At 57.5% G+C, this 14,849-nt stretch carries 9 protein-coding genes; 5 read left to right on the top strand and 4 right to left on the bottom strand.

Annotation, left to right across the window (positions count from 1 at the left end):
- Positions 1-266: 266 nt before the first annotated feature.
- On the top strand, positions 267-725 hold the full coding sequence (locus ACWKV9_RS03885; RefSeq protein WP_483834783.1) for a GNAT family N-acetyltransferase: 459 nt from the start codon (positions 267-269) through the stop codon (positions 723-725).
- 9 nt (positions 726-734) lie between these two features.
- Here the strand turns inward: ACWKV9_RS03885 and ACWKV9_RS03890 are convergent, their stop codons facing one another.
- The 3 genes from ACWKV9_RS03890 to ACWKV9_RS03900 form a co-directional block, all read right to left on the bottom strand.
- A complete protein-coding gene (locus ACWKV9_RS03890) occupies positions 735-1,031 on the bottom strand; it encodes a winged helix-turn-helix domain-containing protein (RefSeq protein WP_483834784.1) in 297 nt (98 codons plus the stop codon).
- Positions 1,032-1,171: 140 nt separating this feature from the next.
- Positions 1,172-1,681, bottom strand: coding sequence for a M48 metallopeptidase family protein (locus ACWKV9_RS03895; RefSeq protein WP_483834785.1), 510 nt, complete (start codon positions 1,679-1,681; stop codon positions 1,172-1,174).
- A 39-nt stretch (positions 1,682-1,720) separates the two neighbouring features.
- Entirely contained in the window at positions 1,721-3,874 is a 2,154-nt protein-coding gene (locus ACWKV9_RS03900; protein ID WP_483834786.1) for a putative bifunctional diguanylate cyclase/phosphodiesterase, read from the bottom strand.
- Between the two features lie 303 nt (positions 3,875-4,177).
- Between ACWKV9_RS03900 and ACWKV9_RS03905 the strand changes: the two genes are divergently transcribed.
- Positions 4,178-4,849, top strand: coding sequence for a polysaccharide lyase family 7 protein (locus ACWKV9_RS03905; RefSeq protein WP_483834787.1), 672 nt, complete (start codon positions 4,178-4,180; stop codon positions 4,847-4,849).
- A gap of 57 nt (positions 4,850-4,906) precedes the next feature.
- On the opposite strand, the gene putP is transcribed toward ACWKV9_RS03905, so the two are convergent.
- The gene (gene putP, locus ACWKV9_RS03910; RefSeq protein ID WP_483834788.1) at positions 4,907-6,391 is read right to left on the bottom strand and encodes a sodium/proline symporter PutP; all 1,485 of its coding nucleotides are present in this window, start codon (positions 6,389-6,391) and stop codon (positions 4,907-4,909) included.
- A gap of 440 nt (positions 6,392-6,831) precedes the next feature.
- On the opposite strand from putP, the gene putA reads away from it, so the two are divergent.
- The 3 genes from putA to ACWKV9_RS03925 all read left to right on the top strand — a co-directional run bounded on the left by putA (position 6,832) and on the right by ACWKV9_RS03925 (position 14,825).
- A complete protein-coding gene (gene putA / locus ACWKV9_RS03915) occupies positions 6,832-10,785 on the top strand; it encodes a trifunctional transcriptional regulator/proline dehydrogenase/L-glutamate gamma-semialdehyde dehydrogenase (protein ID WP_483834789.1) in 3,954 nt (1,317 codons plus the stop codon).
- 256 nt (positions 10,786-11,041) lie between these two features.
- The gene (locus ACWKV9_RS03920; protein ID WP_483834790.1) at positions 11,042-12,844 is read left to right on the top strand and encodes an acyl-CoA dehydrogenase; all 1,803 of its coding nucleotides are present in this window, start codon (positions 11,042-11,044) and stop codon (positions 12,842-12,844) included.
- 238 nt (positions 12,845-13,082) lie between these two features.
- A complete protein-coding gene (locus ACWKV9_RS03925; RefSeq protein WP_483834791.1) occupies positions 13,083-14,825 on the top strand; it encodes a potassium/proton antiporter in 1,743 nt (580 codons plus the stop codon).
- The last annotated feature ends 24 nt before the right edge of the window (positions 14,826-14,849 follow it).

The raw sequence follows: 14,849 nt of genomic DNA on the forward strand, positions 1-14,849 counted from the left end.
TAGGCAAACTGACAGCCCGTTATTTTCTGCAACGCCGAGTGGCCCCAAGCGGCGTTAGCCACCCTGGCCAGCAAGTGGCCTTCATTGAAGACTCATTCTGCTCTTTGCACAACGTATAAGAATGTAATGTCTGTGCCGCAGTTCAAGAAACCTGATCAAAACCGAGCCTGCTTCCCCACCATCAAGGTCCGCGTCCGATCATTGAGTTGGGATCGCCTCGTTAAGCGTTTAGTATCCGACATGGATTTCTTTTACGAGCAGGCGTCATGTCGATCAACTGGATTTGCAAACACCATACCGAACTCAACAAAGAGCAGTTGTACGCCATTCTTCAACTGCGGGCCCAAGTGTTCGTGGTAGAGCAAAAGTGCTGGTATCAGGACGTCGACGGACAGGATTTACTGGGCGACACCTGCCATTTGATGGCCTGGCAGAATGATCAGTTAGTGGCCTATCTGCGCTTGCTCGATCCGATCCAACAGAACGGCGACGTGACCATCGGCCGAGTCGTTACCGCCCCATCGATGCGCAACAAGGGCATGGGCCATGAACTGATGGTGCAGGCCATCGACCACGCCGAGCGTAAGTGGCCCGATCAACCGATCTATCTCTCGGCTCAGGCCCATCTACAGGGATATTACAGTCGGTATGGGTTTACGTCGGTGGGTGATGTTTACGTCGAAGACGGCATCGAACATATCGGCATGCGCCGCGACCTGGATTGAAAACCCGTTTCAGGGATAACCCAGCACCGATTTGATTTGCGTGAGGTGGGTGGCAATCCACTCCTTGTCGATTGCCCCCCAGTCACGAATCCGGTAACAGCCCGCATGATTGCGAGCGCCATCCAGTTGCTCGAACTCACACACAATGTCCAGATCCGCCAGCGCCGCAATGGTGTCCTGAGCAGTGCGCCGAGGCATGCCCGTGATCTCGGTCAAAGCCGGCACGCTGCTGGCGATTTCGCTGTCAATCAGATACGCCACATACAAGCGGCGATAGAAGCTGGATTTGGTTTTGCTGACGTCCATTGCGGTGCGGCCCTTTAAGTAATCGCAAGTGATGGATGTAGGAGCGCGCTTGCCCGTGAAATTGCTTTGTCAAAAAGAGCTTCTGCTACTGACGTCACTTTTCGCGGGCAAGCGCGCTCCTACAGAAACCAGACATTGACCTAGCTCTGCAAATCTCGCCACGTCAAATACACCCGCAAATCGAACTCAGTCTGGTGATACCCCGGCTGCATGTGTTCGCACAGGTTGTAGAAAGCTTTGTTGTGATCGGACTCTTTGAAGTGCGCCAATTCATGCACGACGATCATTTTCAGGAACTCGGGAGCCGCATCCTTGAACAGCGCGGCGACACGGATTTCTTTTTTGGCCTTGAGCTTGCCGCCCTGCACCCGCGACACCGTGGTGTGTAGCCCGAGTGCGCGATGGGTGAGGTCAAGGCGATTATCGAACAGTACTTTGTCGATGTTAGGTGCATTGCGCAGGTACTCCTGCTTGAGCGAGAGCGCGTACGCGTAAAGCGCCTTGTCGCTCTGAACCTCGTGACGGCCAGGATAACGCTGCTCCAGATACGCACCCAGCTTGTCTTGGGCAATCAACTGCCGCACTTGCTCCTGCAGGCCCGGGGGATAGGCCTGCAGGTACTTCAGCGGGATAACGATCGGTGAGCTCATGTTGACTTCAAGCAGCGGTAAAAACCGGAGTTTACAGGGTTAGTCCCTGCTGATCTGCAACGGATCGATGGGCATGGTCACGGGCTCGATAAACCGCAATGCAGCTTCAGGCGTCATGGGCCGTCCCAGCAAAAAACCCTGAATGACCTGACAACCGTTCTCTACCAGCCAACGGTACTGCTCAACGGTTTCGACCCCTTCGGCGATTACCTCGATATCCAGCGTCAGGCAGAGGTCGATAATGCTGCGTGCCACTGTCATTTCTCGGGCAGAGCCCATCAGTCCGGCGACAAAGTGTCGGTCCAGCTTCAGGGTGTCCAGATCCAGATTACGCAAGTGAGTGAGCGAGCACTCGCCCGAGCCAAAATCATCCAGAGAAACCCGCACCCCAATGTCGTGCAGATTTTGCAATTGCTTGCGGCTGTGAACAAGGTTGTGAACCAGTGACGGCTCGGTGATTTCGATTTCGAGCTGACGCGGGTGCAGACCATGAATGTGAATGGCTCGCTGCAGCTCTGCCGCCAGATTGGGCATGCTGAACTGAGCAGGACTGACGCTGACACTCATCACCAGATCGTCCGGAAACACCTCACTCCAACGCTTTCGCTGCGACGCGCTTTGTTCGAAAATCCAGCCGCCGAGCTTGTTGATCAGCCGTGTTTCCTCAAGCAAAGGGATGAACACCCCCGGCGGCACATCGCCTGCCGACGGGTGCTGCCAACGCAACAGCGCCTCGAAGCCACGGATTTTGCCGTCTGCGACGCGTACCTGAGGCTGGTAGACCATCGTGAAATCCTTGCCTTCGATGGCCGTTCGCACACTTTCCTCAAGCATCAGCCGTGATCGCGCGCGTCCGTTCATGTCCTGATCGTAAAAGCGGTACTGCTGGCGCCCCGCGCGCTTGGCCTCGTACATCGCAATGTCCGCCGCGCGCAGGAGTGCATCCAGGTTCAGGCCGCAGTCGGGATACACAGCAATGCCGATGCTGGCGCCCAACGTGGCCTCCATTCCGTCGATCTGGCGACGAACCGAGATGCGCTCGATCAGTTTCTCGGCCACCTTCGCTGCATGTTCGGGATAGTCCAGACCGTCGATGACCACCACGAACTCATCGCCGCCCATGCGTGCCAGTACATCGTAGGTCCGCAAGCTGTCCTTCAACTGCTCGGCGACCCACAGCAGCACCTGATCGCCGGCGTCATGTCCCAGCGAATCGTTGACGTGTTTGAACCCGTCCAGATCCATGTACAGCACCACCAGGTACTTTTCAGGGTGCTCTCGACGCGACAGCATTCCTTCGACGGTCTGATAAAAACCACGTCGATTGAGCAAGCCGGTCAGCGCATCGGTAACTGCCTGTTTCTCCAGTTGACTGTACAAATCCCGAACCACGGACATGTCCAGGATGCTCAGCACCATTGCCTTCTGCTCGCCGGGCAATGGCGCACACGACAGCGCTACCGGCACCTGACGACCTTCGGCGGAACGCATGATTGCGTCGTGAACCCGATAAGTTTCTGCACGCCGATAGTGGTGATAAAAACCGGATCCCGTCCACTCGCTGCAATACGGCTCCTGCAGGTAAGTAATCAACTGAGAACCACGCAGTTCGCCATCGGTCATGCCCAACAGCTGACAGATTGCCGGATTGGCAAACCCGATCAGCCCCGACTCATCAACCACCAGAATGCCCTCTGCAACATTGGCCAATACCGAAGCGTTGAAAGCCCGCGCCGCTTCAAGCTCGCGGCTGAGTTTCTGCAACGCGCGGCGATTGGCCTGGTGTTCAAGCAGCGCTTGCACCTTGGGTTTGAGGACATTGGGATCAAACGGTTTGAACAGATAGTCCACCGCCCCGCTGGCGTATCCCCGGTGGACGGCGTCGCGTGATTGCTCATTGGCGGTGAGAAAGATAATGGGGGTCAATCGAGTGCGTTGACTGCCACGCATCAGGCGCGCCACTTCGAAGCCATCCATGCCCGGCATTTGAACGTCGAGCAAGACCAGGTCTACCTCGATATCCAAAAGCAGGCTCAGGGCTTCCATGCCTGAACTGGCCGTGACGATTTCCCAGTCCTGTCGTTGCAGGACCGCACGCATGGTGACCAGATTCTCTGGATAGTCATCGACGACTAATAAGACTGACTTGCCGGACACTGGCCGGTATTGCGCGCATTCCATGCTGCTACTCATTCATTGCTACTGCGGGTAACGGGCTCCGCCCATGGTCCGAACGGTTTTCACTCTAGCCGTCTCTGGAAAAAAAAGAAGAGCGCCAGCGTTATGCCATCAATTAAAGCGACACCAACCGACTAACGGTCAATCGCTTAAGGAGACCGGTTGCAGGGCGCGTAGGCAAAACAGTGGGCACTATGACTTCATCCGCCTGCCAGATTTGCGTTAACAAAGCCCCGGGCGAATCGTATAAGGAGGACCCTTCAAACCCTTGCGCCAGCCACTGTTGCTGGCAATGAGACATACCGGACGCGATAAAAAATGATTGATTTGGGATCCTGGAATCTGAGTATTCCTGTGGGCTCGCCCCCCACGACAATTGAAACCCGGCAACTGGTAAAAGGCTATGACGGCAAGTACTTCAAGTCCGGATCGTCTTCGATAGTGTTCTGGTCGCCCGTGACGGGCAGCAAGACTGAAAACGCTATCTACCCTCGAAGTGAGCTCCGGGAAACCTGGTCCAATGGGGAACTGCACAACTGGTTCTACCCGGACGCTGATAACTATTTGAACGCCAAGCTGCAGGTCAATCAGGTGCCCTCATCGGGAAAGATCGTGATTGGTCAGATCCATGCTTACGAAAGTACCCAACCCTTGCTAAAGGTCGAGTATCAGTACAAGGAGGCGACCCATTCAGGGAATATCGTTGCCAAGGTACGGTTTCACCCCAACGACAAAAAAGGTCGAGTCATCACCGTTGCTGAAGACGTGCCACTCAATGAAACCTTCAACTACATCATCCGCCTTAGCCCCGGCGGCATGCTGAACGTGACCGCCAGGAATATGAACTGGCACGAACGGATCAGCGCTACCTGGAGCGTCAAGCCTCTGTATTTCAAAGCAGGCGTCTATACCCAGGACCACACCGGCTACACCAGCGAAGGCGGCAAGGCGACGTTTTTCAATCTGGATATCGATCACAACAAAACCTGAAGCAAAAAGGCCCGCGCTCTTGTGAGACACGGGCCTTCTGTTTGAAGCGCTGTAGGTTTAAGCCGCTTTGTACTCTTTTTCCGCCGCGTCGAAGCGCGCATGCATTGCTGCCGACGCAGGTTTGCCGATCAAGCTGAACAAAAGGATGGCGATGCTGGCGAAGATAAAGCCCGGGATGATTTCGTACAGCCCCAGCACTTCAAAGTGCTTCCACACCACAACCGTAATGGCGCCTACCAGAATGCCTGCCAGTGCACCGTTACGCGTCATCCCCTTCCACAGCACTGAAATCAGCACCACCGGGCCAAATGCCGCGCCAAAACCTGCCCACGCATAACTCACCAGACCCAGTACTCGGTTTTCCGGGTTAGCGGCCAGGGCGATTGCGATCAATGCGACCAGCAATACCATCGCGCGACCGACCCACACCAACTCCCGTTGCGAGGCCGCTTTACGCAGGAACGCCTTGTAGAAATCCTCAGTCAGCGCACTGGAGCACACCAGCAACTGACAGCTCAACGTGCTCATGACCGCCGCAAGAATCGCTGACAGCAATACACCGGCAATCCAGGGGTTGAAGAGAATCTTGGCCAGCTCGATGAACACGCGTTCGTGGTTTTCAGTCACAGGCGCCGCAAGGTCCGGGTGCGCCGAGAAGTAAGCGATGCCGAAGAAGCCCACAGCAACGGTGCCGCCCAGGCAAAGGATCATCCAGGCCATGGAAATCCGCCGTGCGCTGGCAATGGATTTCACTGAGTCGGCCGCCATGAAGCGCGCCAGAATGTGCGGCTGACCAAAATAGCCCAAACCCCAGCCCATCAACGAAATGATCCCAATGAAGCTGGTGTTTTTGAGCATATCGAAGTTGGTTGGATCGTTGGCTTCGATGGCCAGGAAGGTCGTGTCTACCCCTCCAGTCGCCAGCAGGACGATGATCGGCGTCAGGATCAACGCGAAAATCATCAGCGTGGCCTGTACGGTGTCGGTCCAGCTCACTGCCAGAAAACCACCGATGAAGGTGTAGGCGATGGTCGCAGCGGCACCGGCCCACAGCGCCGTTTCGTACGACATGCCAAATGTGCTTTCAAACAATCGAGCCCCCGCGACGATGCCGGAGGCGCAGTAGATGGTGAAAAACACCAGAATCACGATTGCCGAGATCACCCGAAGCAGGCCGCTGGTGTCTTCGAATCGGCTGGAGAAGTAATCCGGAAGCGTAAGTGCATCGCCGTTGTGCTCGGTTTGCACTCGCAAACGACCCGCCACAAACAGCCAATTGAGATAGGCGCCCACGATCAGCCCGATGGCGATCCAGCTCTCGGAGAGACCCGACATGTAGATGGCGCCAGGCAGCCCCATCAAAAGCCAGCCGCTCATGTCCGAAGCACCTGCCGACAGCGCAGTCACGACGCTGCCGAGGCTGCGTCCACCCAAAATGTAATCAGAAAGATTGTTGGTCGACCGATAGGCCATGAGCCCGATCAGGACCATTGCTGCGATATAAATGACGAAGGTGATCAATGTGGGATTGCTGACACTCATTGCGTACGCCTTTGCTTGTTTTTATTGAGCCCGACGGGCAGCAGGAGATTGGTTTTCACTCATCTCTTACCCCTTTATCGCCACGCATGGAGACGAAAAAATCCAAAGAAATCATCGCCCTTGCAGCTTCTCGCCGCTGCCGGGAAAGAAGGCGCGCATCCTAATCAACAAGCTAAAGCAGGTGCAACCCCCGATTGCTCGATCAGTTGCACCCAAGACTTTAAATTGTGTAACCGCGTACTGTGATTGCGCCGTTTTAGGGCGAATATGCTCGGGTGCAAGGCAAGTGGCACCCGCACTGTGCAGGTCCTTCAGCTTTTCTGACGGCCAGCGGAAATATCCGGAAAAAACAGGTTGCACCCGGTTGCACCCGAACAATAGCAGGGCTAATCTTTGCGGCAGCTGATGCCACAGAACCGTGGCCAACATGAGGAAAACACATGGCGACCACCACTCTGGGTGTCAAACTTGACGACCCGACCCGCGAGCGATTGAAAGCAGCAGCGCACTCCATCGACAGGACTCCGCACTGGCTGATTAAACAGGCGATCTTCAATTACCTGGAAAAGCTCGAGAGTGGTGTAACACTGACTGAGCTCAATGGCTCAGCCAGCAATAATACCGAGGAACAAGGCGATCTGCCTTCGGACGCCACGCACCAGGCGTTCCTCGAATTCGCCGAGAGCATCCTCCCTCAATCGGTGCTCCGCGCCGCAATTACTTCGGCGTATCGCCGCCCCGAACCAGAAGTCGTTCCCATGCTGCTGGAGCAGGCTCGCCTCCCCGCCGCAATGGCTCAAGCGACTAACAAACTGGCGTCCTCTATTGCCGAAAAGCTGCGCAATCAAAAGAGCGCAGGCGGCCGTGCTGGCATCGTTCAGGGGCTGCTACAAGAATTCTCTCTGTCCTCTCAGGAAGGCGTAGCACTGATGTGCCTTGCCGAAGCGTTGTTGCGCATCCCGGACAAAGGTACTCGCGACGCGCTGATCCGCGACAAGATCAGCACGGGCAACTGGCATCCGCACTTGGGCAATAGCCCATCGCTGTTTGTTAACGCCGCCACTTGGGGTCTGTTGCTGACCGGTAAACTGGTCAGCACTCATAACGAAGCTGGCCTCACGTCCTCCTTGAGCCGCATCATAGGAAAAAGCGGCGAGCCCATGATCCGTAAAGGCGTGGACATGGCGATGCGCTTGATGGGCGAGCAGTTCGTCACCGGCGAAACCATTGCCGAAGCCCTCGCCAATGCCAGTCGTTTTGAAGCCAAAGGTTTTCGTTACTCCTACGACATGCTCGGTGAAGCGGCCCTCACCGAACACGATGCACAGAAATATCTGGCGTCGTATGAGCAGGCCATTCACTCCATCGGTAAAGCTTCCCACGGTCGCGGCATCTACGAAGGTCCGGGTATCTCGATCAAGCTGTCGGCCCTGCACCCACGTTACAGTCGCGCTCAGTACGACCGCGTCATGGAAGAGCTGTATCCGCGCCTGTTATCGCTGACGTTGCTTGCCAAGCAATACGACATCGGCCTGAACATCGACGCCGAAGAAGCCGACCGCCTCGAGCTGTCCCTTGATCTGCTTGAGCGTCTTTGTTTCGAGCCCCAGCTAACTGGCTGGAACGGCATCGGTTTCGTGATTCAGGCGTATCAGAAACGCTGCCCTTACGTGATCGACTACGTCATTGACCTGGCTCGCCGCAGCCGTCATCGCTTGATGATCCGCCTGGTGAAAGGCGCCTACTGGGACAGCGAAATCAAGCGCGCCCAGGTTGACGGACTTGAGGGTTATCCGGTCTACAGCCGCAAGGTGTACACCGACGTTTCCTACATCGCATGCGCCCGAAAATTGCTCGCAGCGCCAGAAGTCATTTACCCGCAATTTGCGACTCACAATGCGCACACTCTGTCGGCGATCTACCACATTGCCGGTCAGAACTATTACCCTGGGCAGTACGAATTCCAATGCCTTCATGGCATGGGCGAACCGTTGTACGAGCAAGTCGTGGGCAAAGTGTCGGACGGCAAGCTGAATCGTCCGTGCCGCGTGTACGCCCCGGTCGGTACGCACGAAACGCTGCTGGCTTATCTTGTGCGGCGCCTGCTGGAAAACGGTGCCAACACCTCGTTTGTGAATCAGATTGCCGATCAATCGATCTCTATCCAGACCCTGGTTGCTGATCCGGTGAGCAGCATCGAGCGTATGGCAACCCAGGAAGGTGGCTTTGGTCTGCCACATCCGCGCATTCCTCTGCCGCGTGACTTGTACGGTCCGGATCGCGCGAACTCCGCCGGCATCGATCTGGCCAATGAACATCGCCTGGCATCGCTGTCTTCCGCTTTGCTGGCGACTGCGCATAACGACTGGAAAGCCGGCCCGATGCTGGGCAGCCCGGTGAGCCCCGGAATATCAGCCCCCGTACTGAATCCATCCGATCTGCGTGATGTGGTGGGTCATGTTCAAGAGGCAGGCCTGGAAGACGTCGATAACGCCTTGCTCAGCGCTGTCAGTGCAGGTCCGATCTGGCAGGCAACACCGCCTGCCGAACGCGCCGCCATTCTTGAGCGCGCCGCTGATTTGATGGAAGCCGAAATCCAGCCGCTTATGGGTCTGTTGGCTCGCGAAGCGGGCAAGACATTCGCCAACGCCATCGCCGAAGTACGTGAAGCGGTGGACTTCCTGCGCTATTACGCGGTGCAGGCACGAAACGACTTCACCAATGACGCCCATCGTCCTTTGGGCCCTGTCGTGTGCATCAGCCCTTGGAACTTCCCGCTGGCTATTTTCAGTGGTCAGGTCGCCGCTGCACTCGCCGCAGGCAACCCGGTGCTTGCCAAGCCTGCCGAGCAGACACCGCTGATTGCCGCGCAGGCAGTTCGCTTGCTGCTTGAAGCCGGAATACCCGAAGGCGTCGTGCAATTGTTGCCTGGGCCGGGCGAGACAGTCGGCGCGCGCCTGGTTGGCGATGATCGCGTCAAAGGTGTGATGTTCACAGGCTCGACCGAAGTTGCGCGCCTGCTGCAGCGCAACATCGCCGGTCGCCTGGACGCCCAGGGCCGCCCAATCCCGTTGATCGCCGAAACCGGCGGACAGAACGCAATGATCGTCGACTCCTCCGCGCTCACTGAACAAGTGGTGATCGATGTCGTTTCTTCGGCTTTCGACAGTGCAGGCCAACGCTGCTCGGCGCTGCGGGTGCTTTGCCTGCAGGAAGACTCCGCTGATCGCGTCATCGAAATGCTTAAGGGCGCGATGGCTGAAAGTCGTTTGGGCAACCCTGAACGCCTGTCCGTGGACATCGGCCCGGTCATCGACGCCGAAGCCAAAGCTGGCATAGAAAAGCACATTCAAGCCATGCGCGACAAAGGCCGCTCCGTGTACCAAGTTGCCATCGCCGACAATGATGAGATCAAGCGTGGCACCTATGTGATGCCAACCCTGATCGAACTCGAAAGCTTCGACGAATTGCAACGGGAAATCTTCGGCCCCGTGCTGCACGTGGTGCGCTACAAGCGTAAAGAGATCGACCAACTGATCGGCCAGATCAACGCGTCCGGCTACGGCTTGACCCTTGGTGTACATACCCGTATCGACGAGACGATCGCCAAGGTGGTCGACAACGTCAACGCGGGCAACATGTACATCAACCGCAACATCGTCGGGGCCGTGGTGGGTGTGCAGCCGTTTGGCGGTGAAGGCCTTTCAGGGACAGGTCCGAAAGCGGGCGGGCCTCTGTACCTGTACCGTTTGTTGTCGACCCGCCCTGTGGACGCCATCGAAAAGTCATTCTTGCGCAGCGACGCGTTGACCGCACCAGACACTCGATTGCGCGAATCGATGAGCAAACCCCTGACTGCCTTGAAAGCCTGGGCGAGCAGCAATCAGCACGCCGAACTGGAAACACTGTGCAGCCAGTTTGCCGAGCAGTCGCAAAGCGGTGTCACACGCCTGTTGATCGGCCCTACCGGCGAACGCAACAGCTACAGCATTTTGCCGCGTGAACACGTGTTGTGCCTGGCAGAAGATGAGGCCGACTTGTTGACGCAACTGGCCGCTGTCATGGCAGTCGGCAGTACGGCGATCTGGCCGGAAAACGACCTCAGCAAACCACTGCGCAGTCGTCTGCCCAAAGAAGTCCAGTCACGCATCAAAATGATTGCTGACTGGAACAAAGAAGAGCTGGTCATCGATGCTGTTCTGCATCACGGCGATTCGGACCAACTGCGCTCGATCTGCGAGCAAATTGCCAAGCGCGCCGGCGCGATCATCGGTGTTCACGGCCTGTCGAAAGGCGAAACCAGCATTGCACTGGAACGTCTGGTGATCGAACGTGCGTTGAGCGTTAACACGGCGGCCGCCGGTGGTAATGCGAGTTTGATGACGATCGGGTAAGCGCCGACGCAACCCGTGCGCAGCGGGCGGAACGCAATCCTCTTGTAGGAGCGCGCTTGCCCGCGATAGCAATCTGTCAGACACCGCGTGGTGCCTGCAGAGGCATCGCGGGCAAGCGCGCTCCTACAGGTGATTCAGTTTCAGCAAGCTCGGCATTCATATCCCGTTCTACCCCTCCATCACCCGCATTAATCATCCTTCTACCCGCGTCTTGCCCCGCCTAGACTCCGGCTACCCACAAAAAAGGTACGCCGCCATGTCCGAAACGCTGCTCAGTTCGCGCAATCTGGCTTTTGAGTTGTACGAAGTACTAGATGCCGAAGCATTGACTAATCGCGAGCGCTTCGCTGAGCACACTCGCGAGACGTTCGACGCGGCCATTGGAACGGCGCGCACTATCGCCGAAAAGTACTTCGCTCCGCACAACCGCAAAGCCGATGAAAACGAGCCGCGCTATGAAAATGGCGAGGCGATCCTGATTCCGGAGGTCAAGCCGGCGGTCGATGCGTTTCTCCAGGCAGGCTTTCTCAATGCTGCGCGCAGTTTCGAAGACGGCGGCATGCAGTTGCCCACCCTCCTTTCACAAGCCTGTTTTGCGCATTTTCAGGCCGCCAACGCAGGCTCAACCGCTTACCCGTTCCTGACGATGGGCGCAGCCAACCTGATCGAAAGCTTTGGCAGCGAGGAACAGAAACAGCGCTTTCTGCAGCCGATGATTGAGGGTCGCTTCTTTGGCACCATGGCGCTGACCGAACCTCACGCTGGCTCCTCGCTTTCAGACATCCGCACTCGCGCCGAACCTTCGGCCGATGGCACTTATCGCCTGCGCGGCAACAAGATTTTCATCTCTGGCGGCGATCACTCACTGTCGGAAAACATCGTGCACATGGTGCTCGCCAAGCTGCCTGACGCACCCGCTGGCGTGAAGGGTATTTCGCTGTTCATCGTGCCCAAGTTTCTGGTTAACGAGGACGGCAGTCGCGGCGCTCGCAACGATGTGATTCTGGCAGGCCTGTTCCACAAAATGGGCTGGCGAGGGACGACGTCGACCGCACTCAACTTCGGCGACAACGGCCAGTGCGTGGGGTATCTGGTAGGCAAGCCGCATCAGGGTTTGAGTTGCATGTTCCAAATGATGAACGAAGCGCGGATCGGCGTCGGCATGGGCGCTGTCATGCTGGGTTACGCGGGGTATCTGTATTCGCTCGAATACGCACGCCAACGTCCGCAAGGCAGACTGCCCGACAATAAAAGCCCTGACAGCTCGCCGGTTTCGATCATTGAACACGCTGACGTGAAACGCATGCTGCTGACCCAGAAATCCTACGTCGAGGGCGCGTTTGATTTGGGGCTGTATGCCGCTCGATTGTTCGACGACACCCAGACCGGCGAATCCGAAGACACCCGCAAACAGGCTCAGGAGCTACTTGACCTGCTGACGCCGATCGTCAAATCCTGGCCTTCCGAGTTCTGCCTGAAAGCCAATGAACTGGCGATTCAGATCCTCGGCGGTCATGGCTATACCCGCGAATACCCGGTAGAGCAGTACTACCGCGACAACCGGCTCAACCCGATCCACGAGGGCACTCACGGTATCCAGTCTCTGGATTTACTGGGACGCAAACTTGCCCAAAATGGAGGTGCCGGTCTCAAGCAATTGATTCGCCTGATCGCGCGCACCTGCGAGCAAGCTCAGGCGCATGAATCGCTGACCACCTTGCGTCAGCCGCTGGAACAACTGGTGGCTCGCCTGCAAACGGTAACCATCGGGATGCTGACTGATCTCGCTCAAGGCAAGATCAACAGCACGCTCGCCAACTCTGCGCTGTACCTGAAAGTGTTCGGTCATACCGTCATCGGCTGGCGCTGGCTGGAACAGGCCATTCGTGCACGAGAGGGTCTGGCGAAAGGTGACGAGTCCGACGCCAGCTTCTACAAGGGCAAACTGCAGGCAGCCAGATACTTTCTTACCTGGGAAGTACCGGGCTGCCATCACGAACTGGCGATTCTGGAAAGTCGAGATGACACCTGTTTGTCCATGGACGTCAGTTGGTTCTAGATAACCTGCAGCGACAACGCCGGCCCGCAACGGGTCGGCTGACCGGGCTGTTCGCTGACGGAGTCCGCTACCGTGGGCCGTGCCGCGCAGGCACGAACCCTGTCCCGCCCCAACCGCGCTTCATTCAGACAAAGCTTTGACAGCCAACCAATTCAACAGGTTAAATCGATTGGCACGCTGACTGCATGGTCAGACCGTGTATGCTTTCTCTCTTTTGATTTCGCCTGGAGTACCGCCCTTGGATGCTACGACCATCAACAGCCTGTTCCTGATCGGCGCGTTGCTGGTGGCTGCGAGCATCCTGGTCAGTTCGCTGTCTTCGCGGCTCGGCATCCCGATTCTGGTGATCATCCTCGCTGTCGGCATGACCGCTGGCGTGGACGGCGGCGGCATCATCTTCGACAACTACCCCACGGCCTACCTGGTCGGGAACCTCGCCCTCGCGGTCATCCTGCTCGACGGCGGTTTGCGCACGCGAGTTGCCAGTTTCCGGGTCGCGCTTTGGCCCGCCTTGTCGCTGGCGACTGTCGGCGTCCTTATCACCACCGGCCTGACCGGCATGATGGCCGCCTGGCTGTTCGATCTGAACATCATTCAGGGCTTGCTGATCGGCGCCATCGTCGGCTCCACGGACGCCGCGGCGGTGTTCTCGCTGCTGGGCGGCAAAGGCCTGAACGAACGGGTGACGGCCAGCCTGGAAATCGAATCCGGCAGCAACGACCCCATGGCCGTGTTCTTGACCGTCACCCTGATCGGCATGATTTCCAGCGGCGAAACCGGTTTGCACTGGGCGCTGCTGGGGCATCTGATTCAAGAATTCGGCATCGGCGCAATTATCGGGCTTGGCGGTGGCTGGCTGATGCTGCAAATGGTCAACCGCATTCATCTGGCCAACGGCCTATACCCGATTCTGGTGGTCGCTGGCGGTCTGTTCGTCTTCGCACTGACCAACGCCATTCACGGCAGCGGCTTCCTGGCGGTTTATCTGTGCGGTCTGGTCTTGGGCAACAAGCCGATACGCAGCCGCCACGGTATTTTGCACATGCTCGACGGCATGGCCTGGCTGGCGCAGATCGGGATGTTTTTGGTGCTGGGCTTGCTGGTAACGCCCCATGACCTGCTTCCCATCGCGCTACCTGCCCTGGGGTTGGCACTCTGGATGATTCTGGTGGCGCGGCCTTTGTCAGTGCTGGCTGGTCTGCTGCCGTTCAAAGTGTTTCACACGCGGGAGAAAGCCTTTATCGCCTGGGTCGGCCTGCGCGGCGCAGTCCCGATCATTCTGGCGGTGTTCCCGCTAATGGCCGGGTTGCCCCAGGCGCAGCTGTATTTCAACCTTGCGTTCTTCATCGTGCTGGTGTCGCTGCTGGTGCAGGGCACGAGCCTGCCGTGGGTCGCCAAACTGCTGAAAGTCACGGTTCCTCCGGAGCCTGCACCGATCTCCCGCGCAGCGCTCGAAGTACACGTCACTAGCGAGTGGGAGCTGTTCGTTTATCGCCTCGGCGCCGAAAAGTGGTGCATCGGTGCAGCTCTTCGCGAGCTGAAAATGCCTGAAGGCACGCGGATTGCGGCTCTGTTTCGTGGTCAGCAACTGCTCCATCCGTCGGGTAGTACGGTGCTGGAGGTTGGCGATCTGTTGTGTGTCATCGGCCACGAACACAACCTCCCCGCCCTCGGCAAGCTGTTCAGCCAGGCACCGCAACGGGGTCTGGATCTGCGCTTCTTCGGCGACTTCGTTCTTGAGGGAGACGCTCAGCTCGGGGCTGTCGCGGCATTGTACGGTTTGAAACTCGACGGTCTGGATTCGAACATGCCGCTGAGTCAGTTCATCATTCAGAAAAATCGGGGCGCTCCAATCGTCGGCGACCAGATCCAATGGAATGGAACTATTTGGACTGTCGCAGTTATGGACGGGAACAAGATCCTCAAAGTGGGCGTCAGATTCCCGGAAGGAAGCCGCCCAGGTCCCGGGTTGTTCCTTTAAACTGCCCGCTATTCCACGTGCTCG

Source organism: Pseudomonas corni, from assembly GCF_057128765.1.